Source organism: Micromonospora costi, from assembly GCF_003626655.1.
Taxonomy (GTDB): Bacteria; Actinomycetota; Actinomycetes; order Mycobacteriales; family Micromonosporaceae; genus Micromonospora; species Micromonospora costi.
Map to the genome: position 1 here is coordinate 547,812 of NZ_RBAN01000002.1, position 15,804 is coordinate 563,615.

The 15,804-nt window shown below is 73.7% G+C and carries 16 protein-coding genes; 6 read left to right on the forward strand and 10 right to left on the reverse strand.

The genetic code is table 11. The features are described 5' to 3' along the window. Nucleotides 1-131: 131 nt before the first annotated feature. On the reverse strand, nucleotides 132-800 hold the full coding sequence (locus D7193_RS13250; protein WP_120779779.1) for a class I SAM-dependent methyltransferase: 669 nt from the start codon (nucleotides 798-800) through the stop codon (nucleotides 132-134). A gap of 71 nt (nucleotides 801-871) precedes the next feature. Here D7193_RS13250 and D7193_RS13255 point away from each other — a divergent pair, with 71 nt between their 5' ends. After that, entirely contained in the window at nucleotides 872-1,726 is an 855-nt protein-coding gene (locus D7193_RS13255) for a serine hydrolase (RefSeq protein ID WP_120779780.1), read from the forward strand. A 40-nt stretch (nucleotides 1,727-1,766) separates the two neighbouring features. Here the strand turns inward: D7193_RS13255 and D7193_RS13260 are convergent, their stop codons facing one another. After that, nucleotides 1,767-2,708, reverse strand: coding sequence for an NAD-dependent epimerase/dehydratase family protein (locus tag D7193_RS13260; RefSeq protein WP_120779781.1), 942 nt, complete (start codon nucleotides 2,706-2,708; stop codon nucleotides 1,767-1,769). A gap of 103 nt (nucleotides 2,709-2,811) precedes the next feature. On the opposite strand from D7193_RS13260, the gene D7193_RS13265 reads away from it, so the two are divergent. Then, nucleotides 2,812-3,519 carry a TetR/AcrR family transcriptional regulator gene (locus D7193_RS13265; RefSeq protein ID WP_120779782.1) on the forward strand — a complete coding sequence of 236 codons (708 nt, stop codon included), beginning with the start codon at nucleotides 2,812-2,814 and terminating at the stop codon, nucleotides 3,517-3,519. Nucleotides 3,520-3,619: 100 nt separating this feature from the next. Next, the gene (locus D7193_RS13270; protein ID WP_120779783.1) at nucleotides 3,620-4,324 is read left to right on the forward strand and encodes a lysoplasmalogenase; all 705 of its coding nucleotides are present in this window, start codon (nucleotides 3,620-3,622) and stop codon (nucleotides 4,322-4,324) included. Here D7193_RS13270 and D7193_RS13275 read toward each other — a convergent pair. Next, the gene (locus D7193_RS13275; protein WP_120779784.1) at nucleotides 4,290-5,084 is read right to left on the reverse strand and encodes a tyrosine-protein phosphatase; all 795 of its coding nucleotides are present in this window, start codon (nucleotides 5,082-5,084) and stop codon (nucleotides 4,290-4,292) included. The genes D7193_RS13270 and D7193_RS13275 overlap by 35 nt on opposite strands. Nucleotides 5,085-5,129: 45 nt before the next feature. On the opposite strand from D7193_RS13275, the gene D7193_RS13280 reads away from it, so the two are divergent. Both D7193_RS13280 and D7193_RS13285 read left to right on the forward strand, forming a co-directional pair. Next, complete coding sequence (locus tag D7193_RS13280) at nucleotides 5,130-6,203, forward strand: mandelate racemase/muconate lactonizing enzyme family protein (protein WP_120779785.1); 1,074 nt, start codon at nucleotides 5,130-5,132, stop codon at nucleotides 6,201-6,203. An 83-nt stretch (nucleotides 6,204-6,286) separates the two neighbouring features. Then, nucleotides 6,287-7,213 (forward strand): C40 family peptidase, encoded by a 927-nt coding sequence (locus D7193_RS13285; protein ID WP_120779786.1) that lies wholly within the window; start codon nucleotides 6,287-6,289, stop codon nucleotides 7,211-7,213. A gap of 63 nt (nucleotides 7,214-7,276) precedes the next feature. On the opposite strand, the gene D7193_RS13290 is transcribed toward D7193_RS13285, so the two are convergent. The 3 genes from D7193_RS13290 to pnuC all read right to left on the reverse strand — a co-directional run bounded on the left by D7193_RS13290 (nucleotide 7,277) and on the right by pnuC (nucleotide 10,350). Further along, nucleotides 7,277-8,275 (reverse strand): TerC family protein, encoded by a 999-nt coding sequence (locus D7193_RS13290; RefSeq protein ID WP_120779787.1) that lies wholly within the window; start codon nucleotides 8,273-8,275, stop codon nucleotides 7,277-7,279. 279 nt (nucleotides 8,276-8,554) lie between these two features. Next, the gene (locus D7193_RS13295) at nucleotides 8,555-9,679 is read right to left on the reverse strand and encodes an AAA family ATPase (RefSeq protein ID WP_241562972.1); all 1,125 of its coding nucleotides are present in this window, start codon (nucleotides 9,677-9,679) and stop codon (nucleotides 8,555-8,557) included. Further along, the gene (pnuC, locus tag D7193_RS13300; protein WP_120779788.1) at nucleotides 9,676-10,350 is read right to left on the reverse strand and encodes a nicotinamide riboside transporter PnuC; all 675 of its coding nucleotides are present in this window, start codon (nucleotides 10,348-10,350) and stop codon (nucleotides 9,676-9,678) included. The genes D7193_RS13295 and pnuC overlap by 4 nt, the downstream gene beginning before the upstream one ends. A 96-nt stretch (nucleotides 10,351-10,446) precedes the next feature. Between pnuC and D7193_RS13305 the strand changes: the two genes are divergently transcribed. Next, nucleotides 10,447-10,740, forward strand: coding sequence for an antibiotic biosynthesis monooxygenase family protein (locus D7193_RS13305; protein WP_120779789.1), 294 nt, complete (start codon nucleotides 10,447-10,449; stop codon nucleotides 10,738-10,740). A gap of 213 nt (nucleotides 10,741-10,953) precedes the next feature. Here D7193_RS13305 and D7193_RS13310 read toward each other — a convergent pair whose 3' ends face one another. The 4 genes from D7193_RS13310 to uvrB form a co-directional block, all read right to left on the reverse strand. Further along, nucleotides 10,954-11,811 carry a helix-turn-helix domain-containing protein gene (locus D7193_RS13310; protein ID WP_120779790.1) on the reverse strand — a complete coding sequence of 286 codons (858 nt, stop codon included), beginning with the start codon at nucleotides 11,809-11,811 and terminating at the stop codon, nucleotides 10,954-10,956. A 336-nt stretch (nucleotides 11,812-12,147) separates the two neighbouring features. Then, nucleotides 12,148-12,516 carry a VOC family protein gene (locus tag D7193_RS13315; protein WP_120779791.1) on the reverse strand — a complete coding sequence of 123 codons (369 nt, stop codon included), beginning with the start codon at nucleotides 12,514-12,516 and terminating at the stop codon, nucleotides 12,148-12,150. 79 nt (nucleotides 12,517-12,595) lie between these two features. Further along, complete coding sequence (locus D7193_RS33440) at nucleotides 12,596-13,603, reverse strand: helix-turn-helix domain-containing protein (RefSeq protein ID WP_120779792.1); 1,008 nt, start codon at nucleotides 13,601-13,603, stop codon at nucleotides 12,596-12,598. A gap of 7 nt (nucleotides 13,604-13,610) precedes the next feature. Then, the gene (gene uvrB / locus D7193_RS13325; RefSeq protein WP_120779793.1) at nucleotides 13,611-15,722 is read right to left on the reverse strand and encodes an excinuclease ABC subunit UvrB; all 2,112 of its coding nucleotides are present in this window, start codon (nucleotides 15,720-15,722) and stop codon (nucleotides 13,611-13,613) included. Between the last annotated feature and the right edge of the window lie 82 nt (nucleotides 15,723-15,804).

The window sequence follows — 15,804 nt, forward strand, 5'->3', positions numbered from 1 at the left end:
GGCCGCGGCCCCCAGCCACCGGCCTGTTGATCATGAAGTTATTGCCCGTCACCTCGGCGTGTCGCAGCAATAACTTCATGATCAACCGAGGCAGGGCAAGGTGGGCGGAGGCCCGGGGTGGGGGCGCAGGGTCAGGCGCGGGGTTTGGTGGCCTGGAGGGCCAGGAGGTCGGGGATCGGAGTCGAGCCGGACTCCTGCAACCGGGTGAGGGTCAGCCCCGCCGCGGTCACCGCGTTCAGCAGGTCGGCGAGGGGCACGTGCCAGGCGCCGACCCGCGCCCGCACCCCGTGCACCGACCAGGCACGGAAGCTGCGCTCACGTTCGGCGTACCCGCCGTCGATCACGATCCGCGCCGGGTCCGACCGGTCCGCGAACGGCCCGATGAAACAGGGGTGCACGCCGACGTGGACGAACCGGCCGCCCGGGGCCAGGGCCCGGGCGGCCTCCGCGATCACCGCCGGGTAGTCGGGCAAATCGGTGTGCCCGAGTACGCAGGTCACGGCGGGCACGCCCGCGTCGACGACCGGCAGCCGGGTCGCGTCGGCCCGCGCCACGGGCAGCCGCGTGCGCGCGTGCCGCAGCTGCCCGGCCGACAGGTCCACGCCCACCGGGGCCCACCCGAGCCGGCGCAACTCGGCGGCGTGCGCCCCGGTGCCGCAGCACAGGTCGAGGCACCGGCCCGAACCGGGGCCGAGCAGGTCGGCGAGTTGGGCGCGGACACGCGCCATGTAGTCGCCGGCCGTGTCGGAGGCGAACTGTTCGTACCAGTCGGCGATCGCGTCGTACGCGGCGGTCGTCATTCCCGCACGCTAGACCCCGAGCGCCCGGGCCGCAGCCCCGCCGCCCACCATGATCCGCTACGGTCACCGGCATGACGTGGGACGACCTCGACGCGCACCTCGACTCGGTGCCCGGCACCGTCTCCGCGTACGTGGGTCGGCCCGGCGCCGCACCCGTGTGGACGCGGCAGGCGGACGCCACCCACTACGCGGCCAGCACCATGAAGGTCGCCGTCCTCGTCGCCCTGCACCGGGCCGCCGAGGCGGGCGCCCTCGACCTGGACGCCCCGGTGCCGGTGGTCAACGCGTTCGACTCGGCGCAGCCCGGCGCGCCCCGGTTCACCTGCGCCCAGCACTACGACAACGACGACGAGGTGTGGGCTCGGGTCGGCGGCACCGCTCCCCTGCGTTGGCTGGCCCGGCGGATGATCGTCCGCTCCAGCAACCTCGCCACGAACCTGGTGATCGGTCACGTCGGCCTGCCCGCGGTGGCCGACGTGTGGGCGCTCGCGGGCGCCCGGCACAGCGTCACCGGTCGGGGCATCGAGGACTTCGCGGCGCGCGACGCCGGCATCACCAACCTGGTCACCGCCGCCGACCTGGCCGCCCTGCTCGGCGCCCTCGCCACCGGCGCCACCCGGCCCGGGCCGCTCGCCTCCCCGGCGGCGTGCGCCGCCATGCTGGACGTGCTCGCCGACCAGGAGCACCGCGAGGACCTGGCCGCCGGCCTGCCGCCGGGCACCCGCATCGCGCACAAGAACGGCTGGGTACGGGGCGTCCGGCACGGCGCCGGCGTCGTGTTCCCCGACGACGCTCCCCCGTACGCGGTGGTCGTCTGCACCACCGGCGACGAGGGTGACGGCGGAAGCGACGACGCCGACGACGACGCCTGCCGCCTGATCGCCGACATCTCCGCCCGGGTCTGGGCCGCCCGCCACGACCTGTAGTGGACAGCCACCGGCCCGGCCCGCGCGCCTGCCGTACGGCTCAGCCGCGCGCGGCCAGGGCGGCGCGGAACCAGTCGACGGTGGCCGCCACCGCCTCCGGCAGGGGCGTCGGCCGGACGCCGAACCGCGTCTCGAACGCGCTCGAGTCCATCACCTGCGGCTCCTCGTACTGGTAGAACAGCTCCGCGTACTCGCGCATGAACGTCTCGTCGAACGGTCCCCACGGCCGCGGCGCGTCGAGCACGTCCACCGTGAACGTTCGCCCGGTCGCCCGCTCGATGAGCTGGTGCACCTCGCGGGTGGTGCGGGCCGGCGCCGTGGGCAGGTGCCAGACCCGGCCGGCCGCGTCGGGCTCCGCGCCGAGCCGGGCCAGGCCGGCGGCCACGTCGGGCAGGTAGCTGTAGCTGTGCGGCTGGTCGATGTCGCCCAGCGCGAGCACGGGCCCGCCGGCGAGCGCGGCCGGGAAGACCGTGCCCCCGAGGCTGGAGTTGAACACCCGCGGGCCGAAGAAGTCCGCCGAGCGGCCCAGCACCACCGGCAGCCGTCCGTCGCGGTGCGCGGCGAGGTAGGCGGCGTCGAGGTCGGCGCGCATCCGCCCCTTGCGGCTGACGGCCCGCCACGGCGTCCGCTCCGTCATCACCGCGCCGCCGGTCGGGCCGTACGGGTACAGGGTGTCCAGCACGACCAGCCGGGCCCCGGCCGCGGCGGCGCCGTCGAGGACCGCCTCCTGCATGCGCGGCATGACCTCCACCTGCCGCTCGTACGCCACGTTCGCGCAGTGGTAGACCACCGCGGCGCCGGCCACCGCCGTCGCGGCCTGCGCGTGGTCGGTCAGGTCGGCGGCCACGGCCTCCGCGCCCGCGACGGCCGCGCCGCCGCCCCGGCTCACGATGCGGACGGGGTGGCCGAGGCCGAGCAGGTGCGCGGCCAGCGTGGTGCCGGCGGGGCCGGCGCCGAGGACGACGTGCAGGGACTGGCTCATGACGACTCCTTGGTTAGGGATACTCGCGTTAGTTATAGACTCTAACCGGAGTTAGGATCTGCGTCCAGTGCCGCGCGTCACGCGGCAGACCGGGAGGTGAGCCGTGACGGCGAGCAGAGCCGGCGGTCCCCGCGAGCGCTACCGCGCCCAGGTACGCGCCGAGATCAAGGAAGCCGCGCTGGAACAGGTCGCCTCCGGCGGCGCGGGAGCGGTGGCGCTCAACGGCATCGCGAAACGCCTCGGCGTGTCCGGCCCCGCGCTCTACAAGTACTACTGCAGCCGCGACGAACTGCTCACCGAGCTGATCCTCGATGCGTACGCCGACCTGGCGGCCGCCGTGACCGCCGCCGCCGACGCCACCGCCGGCGCACCCGCCCGTGCCCGACTGCACGCCCTCGCCGCCGCCTACCGCGATTGGGCCCGGGCCCACCCGCAGAGCTACCTGCTGCTCGCCGGGCCACCCAGCCCCACCTACCAGGCGCCACCGGAGACCGTCGACAGCGCCCGCGCGGTGCTCGGCCCGTTCCTGTCCGTCCTCGCGCAGCTCCGCCCCGGCCCCGGCGCCGCGGCCCTGCGCGCGCAGCTCGCCGGGTGGGCGCAGACCACCCCGGCCGTCGCCGAGTGGGTGCACACCTTCGCCCCCGACGGCGACCCGGGCGACATGCTGACCGGCGCGGTGACCATCTGGGCCCGCCTGCACGGCATCGTCGCGCTGGAGACGGTCGGCCTCTACACCGGGATGGGCTTCGACCCGGCCGCGCTGCTCGACGCCGAGGTCGACGCCCTCGCCGACGGCTACGGCCTGCCCTGACCGTCCACCGCCACGGCCGTCGACACTGACGCTTCGGCCGGGCCCCGACGACCGCCCACACGGCTACGCTGCGCCTACCCCCGCACCCGGAGCCGCCCCCATGCCCCGCAGCCGCCTCCTCATGGCCGCCTTCGCCACGCTGGCCGCCGCCAACCTGGTCGCCAACGCGACCGGCGACCGCCCGGCCGAACTGCTCACCAAACCGCTGCTCATGCCGCTGCTCGCCGCCTACCTGTGGCGGGCCGCCACCGAACGCGGCCACCGTCCCCAGCGGCTCGTCCTGGCCGCGCTCGCCTTCTCCACCGGCGGCGACGTGGCCCTGCTCGGCACCGGCACCGGCTGGTTCCTCACCGGCATGGCGCTGTTCCTCGGCGCGCACCTGTGCTACATCACGGCGTTCACCCGGCGCGGCGCCGCCAGCGCGCTGCGCCGCCCGCCGCTGGTCGCCGTGCCGCTCGGGTACGCCGTGCTGACCGTGGCCGCGCTCGCCTGGATGTGGCCGGGACTCACCGACGCCGGGCTCGCCGCACCGGTCGCCGGGTACGCGCTCGCGCTCGCCACCATGGCCGCCACCGCCAGCGCCCACGGCTGGCGGGTCGGCCTCGGCGGCGCGCTCTTCCTCGCCTCCGACCTGCTCATCGCCACCGGGGTGGCCGGCGTCCTCGACCCGCCCGGCACCCCGGTGCTCGTGATGGCCACCTACGCGGCCGGACAGGCGCTCATCGTCGTCGGCCGGGCCGCCGGAGACACCGCCGCCAGCCCAACGGCCGTCACTCCAGCAGCTGCTCCCGCAGGGCCGCGATGACGTCGTCGGTCAACCCCAGACCGTCGCGCAGGTACGCCTCGAACGAGCCGTGCACCCGGCGCACCTCGTCGTAGCCCGCGTCCAGGTACTCCGGGCGGACCTCCAGCACCGGCAGCACCGCCTCGACGTCCAGCTCCGGCTGCCGCCGGCGCATCGCCTCGACGATCACCGCGCGGAGGCTCGCGGTCAGCTGGTTGTTCCGCAGGTACTCGGCCCGCACGGACGCCTCGTCCACGCCGAGCGCGGTCAGCAGGATCACCGTGAGCCAACCGGTACGGTCCTTTCCGGCCGAGCAGTGGTACACCAGCGGCAGGTTCTCCGCGCGCGCCGCCAGCCGCACCGCCCCGGCGAACCCCGACCGCGCCGACTCCCCCGTCACGAACCAGCGGTAGATCGCCGCCATGGCAGCCGGCGTGCCCTGCCGCGCCAGCTCCGCGTACGCGCCCAGGTCGTGCCCCAGCAGCACCGCCGACACGTACGTGAAGACCGGATGCTCCGGGTCGTGCACCGGCAGGTGCACCAGCCGCGGGTCCCCCACCAGCCGATCCGGCGGCGCGACACCGATCTCGGAATGGTCCCGCAGGTCGACCACGCACGCCGGGGCGAGCTTGCCCAGCACCGGCAGGTCCTCGTCGGTCAACCGCCCCAGCGCCGGCGTGCGGATCAGCCGCCCGGGACGCACCCGCCGCCCGTCCGCGCCGACCAACCCGCCCAGGTCACGCGCGTTCGGTGCCCCAACCAGCTCCCAGTCACCACTCATACCGGCCAACCCCCTCGCCCGCGATCTGCGTATAGGGTGCCGCACATGACGATCGCCGCGGTACGCACCCACCGGCTCACCGCCCCCTTACACACCCCGTTCGTCACCGCGCTGCGCCGGACCACCACCGTGGACACCCTGGTCGTGGAGGTGGTCGACAGCGACGGCCGGTCCGGCTTCGGCGAGGCGCCGCAGGTGTGGCAGGTGACCGGCGCGTCGATCGACGGGTCCGAGGCGTGCGTCCGCCAACTGCTCGGTCCACTGCTCACCGGCCGGGACCCGGACGAGCTGGTGGCCCGCTGCGCCGAGGTGCAGCGCGCCGTCGTCGGCAACGAGGCCGCCAAGGCCGCCGTCGACGTCGCCCTGCACGACCTCGCCGCGCGACGGCTCGGCATCCCGCTCGTGCGGCTGCTCGGCGGCACCGCGCTGACCGTCCCCACCGACGTGACGCTCGCCGCCGGCGAGGCGGCGGACCTGTCCGAGGCCGCCGGGAAGCGCCGGGCCGAGGGGTTCGAGGTGCTCAAGCTGAAGGTCGGCACGGACGCCGCCGGCGACCTGGACCGGGTCCGGGCCGTCCGCGACGCGGTGGGCCCCGGAGTCCGGATCCGCCTCGACGCGAACCAGGGCTGGACCCCCCGGGAGGCGGTACGGGTGATCCGCGGCGTCGAGGACGCAGGCCTCGACGTGGAACTCGTCGAGCAGCCGGTCGCCCGGTGGGACCTCGACGGCCTGGCCTGGGTCAGCGACCGGGTCGACGTGCCGATCCTCGCTGACGAGGCCGTGTTCGGTGTACGGGACCTCGTCGAGGTGATCCGCCGAAGGGCGGCCGACATGGTCAACGTCAAGCTCGCCAAGTGCGGCGGCCTGCACCCCGCGCGTACGCTGCTCGACCTGGCCTCCGCCCACGGCCTCGGCACCGCCGTCGGCTCCATGATGGAGAGCGAGGTGGGCATCGGGGCGGCCGCCAGCCTGGTCGCCGCGTACGGCACCACCGCGGTGTCCGACCTCGACGCCGCCTGGTGGCTGGCCGCCTCACCCGTGCGGGGCGGGATCCGCTACCAGGGCGCGACCGTCGTGCTGCCGGACGCCCCGGGGCTCGGCATCACCACCGTGGGCTGAAGCAAAGATTCACACCGGCGGTTGATGGTTGTTGGTTTCTTTCATAGGGTCGCGGAAGCGGACGGTACGAGCGGGAGGCAAACGTGGAGCTGCAACCGGGCCGCGAGGCCGTCGTCCAGGCCGCGGTCGCGACCCTCTGGACCTCCCCCGAGGCGGTACGACCGATCGACCGCCCCGCCCTCGCCAGCCACAGCGACATCCGCGCCTGGATCTCCGGGATGGACAGCGACCAGCAGGTCGGCGACTGCGTCCTGAGCCAGCTGCTGCTCGGTGAACGGGTCCTCGTCACCGAACTGCGCCCGGACGGCTGGGCCCGCGTGGTCGCCGTCGAACAGCCCGCCGCCAAACTCGACCCGCGCGGCTACCCCGGCTGGCTGCCGATCGACCAGCTCCTCCCGGCCGACGCGGCCCGCCCCGCCGCCGACGGCACCCACCTCATGGTGGACGCCACGGTCAGCGCGCTGCACGCCACCCCCGACGGCCCGGTGGTGCTGCCCGGGGTCATCCTCGGCACCCGGCTCCACACCGCGGGCCCCGCCCGCGACGGCTGGCGACCGGTGCACGCCCCCGGGCACGCCGACCCGCTCTGGCTGCCGGAGGCGCACCTCGCGCGGCTGCCGGACGCACCACCCTCGGCCGCCGAGGTGCTCGCCGTCGCCCAGCGGCTGCGCGACGTGGGCTACGTGTGGGGCGGGGTGTCCGCGTACGGCATCGACTGCTCGGGGCTGGTGCACCTGGCCTGGCGGCGGTTCGGGGTGCAGCTGCCCCGCGACGCCGACGACCAGGCCGCCGCCACCACGCCCCTGCCGCTGGGCGCCGAACGCCCCGGCGACCTCTACTTCTTCGCCCGCCCCGGCCGCAAGATCCACCACATCGGGATCGTCACCGCCGAGCCGCGCGACGACGGCGCCCGACGGATGCTGCACGCCTGCTACCGGCAGCGCCGGGTGATCGAGGAGCCGCTACCGGCCGAGCGGACCGCCACCCTGGTCGGCGTCCACCGGGTCTGACCACCCCGTACGCGTCGAGGGGCGCCGCCCACACCGGGCGGTGCCCCTCGTCCGTGCGTACGCTCAGCCGCGCGCCTCGGCCAGCGCCCGGCGCCGGTCCCGGGCCGACTTCACGAGGCTCGCCGCCGTGGCCACCAGGAGCGTGCCGAGGATCACCAGCAGGGACAGCCAGATCGGGATGTGCGGCGCCCAGGCCACGTGCTCGCCGCCGTTGATGAACGGCAGGTTGTTGTCGGCGAGCGCCTCCAGCACCAGCTTGACGCCGATGAACCCGAGCACCACGGCGAGCCCGTAGCTGAGGTAGATCAGCCGGTCCAGGAGGCCGCCGAGCAGGAAGTAGAGCTGCCGCAGACCCATCAGCGCGAAGACGTTCGCGGTGAACACCAGGTACGCCTGCTGGGTGATGCCGAAGATCGCCGGGATCGAGTCCAGCGCGAAGATCAGGTCGGTGGTGCCGATCGCGATCATCACGATCAGCAGCGGGGTGAACATGCGCCGGCCACCCTCGTGCGTGACGAACCGCGCCCCGTCGTACGTCCGGGAGACCGGCAGCGCCTTGCGGCTCCACCGGATCAGGACGTTCTCGGAGAACTCGTCCTCGTCCGGCTCGCCCTGCCGGGCCAGGTTGATCGCCGTGTAGATGAGGAACGCGCCGAAGATGTAGAACACCCAGGAGAACTGGGAGATCAGTGCCGCGCCGGCCGCGATGAAACCGCCCCGCATGACCAGCGCCAGCACTATCCCGATGAGCAGCACCTTCTGCTGGTACTGCCGCGGCACCGCGAACCGGGACATGATGATCACGAAGACGAACAGATTGTCCACCGAGAGGCTGTACTCGGTCAGCCAGCCGGTGTAGAACTGGCCGGCCGCACTCGCCCCGGAGAACAACCACAGGCCCGCGCCGAAGAGCAGCGCCAGACCCACGTAGAAGCCGACCCAGAGGCTCGACTCGCGCACGCTCGGCTCGTGCGGACGGCGGCCGATGATGAGCAGGTCGACAAGCAGGACCGCGATCAGTGCGACGAGAGTTCCCGCCCAGATCAGCCCGGACACGTCCAACGTTCATTCCTCCGGCAGACACGCGGCGTCCGGCACACCGTACGCCCCGACGGAGCGCGGCGTGCCGGTGATGCTCGCTGTGGTGACTGTCGGAGGTCTCTTCCGTCACCACAGGAGCGTGGTGACCGACGGGGCCGGGTCGCGCCACCCTGGGGTGGTCGACCGTGCTGACGACTCCGTCACGGGGGAATACTCCCCTCCTCGATCACCATTGTGGCGCACCGACTCGCGTGATCGCGAATCGGGCGGCGTTGGCCGCCGCCACGTCGGCTCCCCAGCTCACACCGCGTAAGGCGTCCTAGGAGGCTGGGTTGTGGTCGGTGCGACGAGCGGATCGGCCAACCGCCACCCCTCGGCGAGCAGCGCCTCGCAGGCCGCCGCCGCCCGTGCCAGCCGCTGCGGATGCGGGCCGGTCAGCTCCACCACGGGCACCCCGCAGCCGGCCAGTTCGGCCCGGAACCGGTCGGTCATCCAGCCCCGCAGGTGCGCGCCGTCCCGCAGGCCGTCGTCCGTGAACGGCACGTCCCGGTGGTCGGTGAGCAGGTACAGCGCGGGACGGCGCGCGGCCGCGCGTACCTCCGGCGACGTCGAGCCGAGGTACCGCTCCTCCCACACGGCCGTGGCCCGGGTGTCGGTGTCGCAGATCAGCAGCGGACCGGAACTCCGCGCCGCGTCGTCCTCGGCCGCCTGCTGCCGGCGGACCACCTCGCGGAAGTCGTCCCGGTCCCAGGTCACGTCGAAGACGGTGGCCCCCGGACGCGCCTCGCGCAGCCGGGCCAGCTTCCGGGCGGTCAACTCCCGGCCGTACTCCGGCACCCACGCCGTACGGAAGTGGGCCGCGAGGGCCTCCGCCATCGTCGTCGTGCCGGTCGACTCGGCGCCGAGCACCACCACCCGTTTCACGAACCACGCCCGAACCGGCGCGGCGAGCCACCGCCAGTGCGCGACCGGGTCCGCCCGCACCGCGGTGCCGGAGACCGGCACGGCACGCCGGTCCGGATCCACCGCCACCGGTACGGCGTCGAAGCGCCGGGCCAGTTCGGCGCCGTACGCCTCGGAGGAGAAGACGGCGTCCACCGGCCGAGGGCCGACGGCCTCGCGGAAGACGGCGCAGTGCGCGTCCCAGGCCAGCGGGTCGGTGTAGTCCACCGGGTGGTCGTCGTAGCGGCCCACGAACCGCACCCGCGGCGTGTCGGCGTGCACCTCGCGCAGCCAGTCGAGACGCGCGGCGAGCGGGATCGACTCCCGCCGCGACGGGGCCACCACCACCGTGACCGCCGCGCACCGGGCCGCCGCGGCCGCGATCAGCGCGTGGTGGCCCGCGTGCGGCGGATAGAACTTGCCGACCACCATGCCGTGCCGGAACTCCGGCTCGGCAGGGCGAGCGGCCGGCGCGGCGGTCATCCGCCCACCGGGCCGGTCGCGGGCACGGTCACCGGGCCACCGGCACCGGTGGTGGACGGCCGGTCGGCCCGGCGCAGGTCCGCCCGCCAGGCGCGCAGCCCGACCACGCACAGGACGAGGAACACCACGTACAGGGCGGCGGTCAGGTAGAGACCCTTGTACGCGTACAGCGGGATGTAGATCAGGTCGGCGGTGATCCACAGCCACCAGCTCTCCACACGCTTGCGTGTCTGGCCGTAGGTGGCGAGCAGCGACAGCGCCGTGGTCAGCGCGTCCGGCAGCGGCACCGTGGAGTCCGTGGCCCGGTCCAGCAGCATCCAGACCCCGCCGGTGAGCGCCGCCCCGGCGACGGCCAGGCCCAGCCACTCCCGCCGTCCCGTCCGGGCCACCGTGAGCCGGGTCCGCCGCTCGCCCCCGAAGAGCCAGTGCCACCACCCGTACAGCCCCAGTCCCACGTAGACGATCTGGAGCCCGGCGTCGGCGTACAGGCCGGCGGTCCAGAACAGCAGCATGAGCAGCAGCACGTTGGCGATGCCGACCGGCCAGTTCGCGATCCGCTGCCGCGCCACCAGCCATACGTTGACGACGCCGGTCGCGAAGCCGAGCAGTTCCGCCCACGTGGTGCCGGTGCCGGCCACGATCACCGCCGTGCCGGTGAGCCAGTCGATCATTGCCCCTCCTTGTCCGCGCGCCCACCCTAGGGCCAGGACCGGCGCGACGACAGACCCCGCGACACGCCGCGCGGGCGGCGTGGGAGGCTTCCGGGCATGGTGCTTGAAGTTGCGCTGATCGACGTCCTGCCCGGCCACGAGGACGCGTTCGCCGCCGCGTACGCCCAGGGGCATCCCGTGCTGGCCGGCACGCCCGGCTGTCGCTCGGTGCGGATGACCCGCGGCGTCGAATCCCCGTCGCGCTTCGTGCTGCTCGTCGAGTGGGACTCCGTCGAGGCGCACAACGAGAACTTCCGCGGCACCGAACGGTTCGACCGGTGGCGCGCCCTCATCGGGCCGCACTTCGCGAACCCGCCGCTGGTCGAGCACTTCCTCGACGTCCCGGCCTGACCGGCGCCCGCGCCCGCGCGGACGGGCGACCGTGTCCGCCGTGGACGGTGCGCGCTCGCGCTGTCGTACCCCTGTTCTATCGTGCGGTCGCACGCGAGGGGCCACCGGTCCCGACGGGCTCGGGGGCGCCGGGCCCGGTGGCCCGCGCGTCGTGACCTGCCGGCGGCCGGGCCCGGTGGCGCGCGCGTCGTGACCTGCCGGCGGCCGGCCTGGTCAGCCGTCGATGCCGCGGGCCAGCACGGTCACCGTCTCCTCCGCCGACAGCGCCGCGCCCAGCAGCGCCTCGGTGAGCCGCTCGTACCGGTCCACGTCCGCGGCCGTGGCCAGGCGCACGTCGGTGGTCACCGCCTCCAACATCACCGTCCGGGGGTCGGCCGGGTCGGGGAAGGCATAGCAGGAGTACGGCGTCAGCGGGTGCGGCCCACCCGGCGCCGCGCCCCTGGGCAGCAGCCGGAGCGTGACGTTCGGCAGCCCGGTCAGCGCCACCAGGTGACGCACCTGCTCCCGCCACACCTCCGTGGGTATCCCGCCCGGGTCACAGGCGGCCTCGGTGAGCAGCGCCGTGTACCGGGGCGGGTTGGCACGCCGCAGCACCTCCTGGCGGACGGCCCGGGCACGCACCTCCGCGTCCACATCGACCTCCGGGTCGAGAGCGGCGCCTGCGGTGATCCGCAGCCGCGCGTACGCCGGGGTCTGCAGCAGCCCGGGCACGACGGCCGGTTGGTACTCGACGATGCGCGCGGCGCCGGCCTCCAGCTCGGCGTACGTGCGCTGGCGCTCCCCGATCTCGCCCAACGCCTTCCACCAGCCCCGGCTGGTGGCCGCGTCACGCGCGATGACGATGAGCTGGTCCCGCAGCGGCGCGGGCACCTGGTAGACGTCCAGCAGGTCGAGCACGTCGGCCAGGTCGGGACGACTCTGGCCCAGCTCGATGCGGGACAGTTTCGACGTGGAGGCCCACCCCAGCCGGTCACAGACCTGCTCCAGGGTCAACGCCTCACGCCGGCGCAGCTGGCGCAGCTCGGCGCCGAGTCGCACGCGGCGAATGACAGGACTCGTTGGCAACGGCATTCCCGCCTCCCCATCGAGGGAGAGTACGCAGGACCGTCACACACTGCAATACCTCGCTCGCGCACCGCAATGACTCGCCCCCCACTCCCCGCCGATCTTGCACTTTCCGCCCCGGCAAAAGCTACGAACCAGGACATACCAGGGACAGAAACTGCAAGATCGCGGGGCGGGGGGCGGGGGGCTCGAACAGCGCAACTCATGGTCGCCTCCACCCCCCGTCGATCTTGCACTTCCGGCCCCGGCGAAAGCCACGAACCAGGACATATCAAGGGCCGAAACTGCAAGATCGCGGGGCCGGGTGGGCGGAGGCGCGCGTGGGGGCGCGCGGGGCGCGGGTCAGGGGCGGTAGGTGCCGAAGGTCCAGACGTTGCCGGCCAGGTCGCGCGCCGCGTAGTCCCGGGAGCCGTAGTCGGTGTCGAACGGCTCCCGGACGATCTCGGCGCCGGCCGCGCGGGCCCGGTCGCAGTGCGCGTCGACGTCGTCGAGTGCCACGTACACCGCCCAGTCGTCCTCGGCCGGCCGGGGCCGCGGATCGGCCCGAGCACCGATCATGATCATGCCGGTGTCCAGGACGAGTTCGGCGTGCGCCACCGAACCGTCCGGCGCCTCGTGCACGGCGTGGATCTGGAAGCCGAAGGCCGCGCCGAGCCAGTCGATGGCGGCGCGCGGGTCGGGGTAGCGGAAGACGGGATACACGGTTCGCATACGCCGAGTCTGCGGCCCGGTGCGCCAGCGGGGATTGGACGAATGTGACCTCCACGGGCCGGCTCCCGCCGCCGCGACCTCAGCGGCCGGCGGTGGCGGCCGTACGGGCGGCCAGCAGCGCGGCGGGGGTGTCGCCCGCGAACTCGCGGAAGTCCCGGATCAGGTGCGACTGGTCGTAGTAGCCGCAGCGCGCCGCCAGCTGCGCCCAGCCGTCCGCCAGCTCGCCGGCGCCGCCTAGCGCGCCGCCAGCGCCACCGCCCGGCTGTCCGGCGCCACCGCCCGGCTTGGCGCTTTCACCCGACGCTCCAGCGCCCCCGGCCGGCGCGTCGGCGCCGTCGCCCGGCGCTTCGGTGCCCCCGCCTGGTGCGTCGTCGTCTGGGATCGGCGGCGCGGAACACGCGGGACCGGTCAGGGCGGCGTAGGCGCGCTGGAAGCGCAGCAGGCGGGCCGTGGTCTTCGGTGACAGGCCGACCTCCCGCCGGAACCGGACGGCCAGGTGCCGCCGGCTCCAGCCCAGTTCGCCGGCGAGCCACCCGATGCTGGTCAGGCCGCCGCTCGCGGTGAGCCGCCGCCAGGCCCAGGCAACCCGCGGGTCCACCGGCTCCGAACCGGCCAGCCGGGCGGCGAGCGCCGCGTCGAGCAGCGCGAACCGCTCCGGCCAGCCCGGCGCGGCGGCCAGCCGGCACCGGAGCCGGTCGAGCCACCCGCCGGGCAGCGCGGTCACGTCCACGGCCCGGTTGGCCAGCTCGTCCATAGGCAGGCCGAAGATCCGGCGGGCGGCCAGCGGCGCCAGCAACAGCTCGACGCCCTCGCCGACGCCCACCGTCCGGGTGCGGCACCAACCGTCGAAGGTGCCCGCCACGAAGGAGTCCACCCCGTACGCGCTCGGCCCGCCGCTGCGCGGATCCTCCACGTCCAGCGGGGCACCCCACCCGAGGATGAGCACCACGAAGGCGCCGGCCACCTCCCGGCGTACCAGGGGCAGGTCGGCGCGCTCCCGGTAGCCGACGTAGCGGGCGACGTACGGGCGCAGCCGGGGCGAGGGCAGCCCGAGGACCACCCCGTCGACCGGCCCGCCCGCCGTCACCGTCGGGTCACTTCACGCCCGCGGCATCCATGCCGCGCAGCTCCTTCTTGAGGTCGGCGACCTCGTCGCGGATCCGGGCGGCCAGCTCGAACTGCAGCTCCCGTGCGGCGGCGAGCATCTGGTCGTTGAGCTCCTGGATGAGCTGGGCCAGGTCGGCCCGCGCCATGCCCTCCCGCGACGGGGTGGCGGTGGCGGCCCGGCCCCGGCTGCGGGTCTCCTTGACCGGCGCCTTACCGCGGGACAGCTGCCGCACGGCGCCGCCGACCCGCGTGTTCTGCTCGGTGTCCTCCGCCTCGCGGTAGATGTCGTCGAGGATGTCGTGGATCTTCTTGCGCAGCGGCTCGGGGCTGATCCCGTGCGCCTCGTTGTGGGCGATCTGCTTGGCCCGGCGCCGGTTGGTCTCCTCGATCGCGTCCGCCATCGACGGCGTGATCTTGTCGGCGTACATGTGCACCTGGCCCGACACGTTACGGGCCGCCCGGCCGATGGTCTGGATGAGCGACCGGCCGCTGCGCAGGAAGCCCTCCTTGTCGGCGTCGAGGATCGCCACGAGCGACACCTCGGGCAGGTCGAGACCCTCCCGGAGCAGGTTGATGCCGACCAGCACGTCGTAGTCGCCCTTGCGCAGCTCGCGCAGCAGCTCCACCCGGCGCAGCGTGTCGACCTCCGAGTGCAGGTAGCGCACCCGGATGCCGTTTTCGAGCAGGTAGTCCGACAGGTCCTCGGCCATCTTCTTCGTTAGGGTGGTGACCAGCACCCGCTCGTCGCGCTCCGTACGCAGCTTGATCTCGTGCATGAGGTCGTCGATCTGGCCCTTGGTGGGCTTCACGATCACCTCGGGGTCGATCAGGCCCGTCGGGCGGATCACCTGCTCGACGAACTCGCCCTGCGCCTGCTCCAGCTCCCACGGCCCCGGGGTCGCGGAGAGGAACACCATCTGGCCGACCCGCTCCAGGAACTCGTCGAAGCGCAGCGGCCGGTTGTCGGCGGCGCTGGGCAGCCGGAAGCCGTGGTCGATGAGCATCCGCTTGCGGGAGGCGTCGCCCTCGTACATGCCGCCGATCTGCGGGATCGTCACGTGCGACTCGTCGACCACCGTGAGGAAGTCGTCGGGGAAGTAGTCGAGCAGGCAGTGCGGCGGGCTGCCGGGCAGCCGGCCGTCGATGTGCATCGAGTAGTTCTCGATGCCGGAGCAAAAGCCGACCTGCCGCATCATCTCGATGTCGTAGGTGGTGCGCATCCGCAGCCGCTGGGCCTCCAGCAGCTTGCCCTGCCGCTCCAGCTCGGCGAGCCGCTCGCCCAGCTCGGTCTCGATGTCGCGGATCGCCCGCTCCATCCGCTCCGGGCCCGCCGCGTAGTGGGTCGCCGGGAAGATCAGCAGGTGGTCGACCTCGCGGACCACGTCACCGGTCAGCGGGTTCAGGTAGTAGAGCTTCTCCACCTCGTCGCCGAAGAGCTCGATCCGGACGGCCAGCTCCTCGTACGCCGGAATGATCTCCAGCGTGTCACCGCGGACCCGGAACGTGCCCCGGTTGAAGGCCATGTCGTTGCGGGTGTACTGGATGTCGACGAGACGGCGCAGCAGCTGGTCGCGGTCGAGCTCCTGCCCGACGGCCACCCGGACCGCCCGGTCGAGGTACTCCTCCGGCGTGCCCAGGCCGTAGATCGCCGACACCGTGGCCACCACGATCACGTCGCGGCGGGTGAGCAGCGACATGGTCGCCGAGTGCCGCAGCCGCTCGACCTCCTCGTTGATCGAGGAGTCCTTCTCGATGTAGGTGTCGGTCTGCGGGATGTAGGCCTCGGGCTGGTAGTAGTCGTAGTAGGAGACGAAGTATTCGACGGCGTTGTGCGGCAGCAGCTCGCTGAACTCCTTGGCCAGCTGCGCGCAGAGCGTCTTGTTGGGCGCCAGCACCAGCGTCGGCCGCTGCAACCGCTCGATCAACCACGCGGTGGTGGCACTCTTGCCCGTGCCGGTGGCACCGAGCAGCACCGTGTTGCGGTCACCACGCCGGACCCGCCGCTCCAGGTCGTCGATCGCCGCCGGCTGGTCGCCGGCGGGCTGGAACTCGCTGACGACCTGGAAGCGGCCGTCGAGCCGAGGAATGTCGAGCGCCATGACCTCAACGGTACGCCGGAGGTCCGACAGGTTCGGCCCGCACGAGGGCCCCTGATCGGCTTCGATATTCCCATTGTGTGGC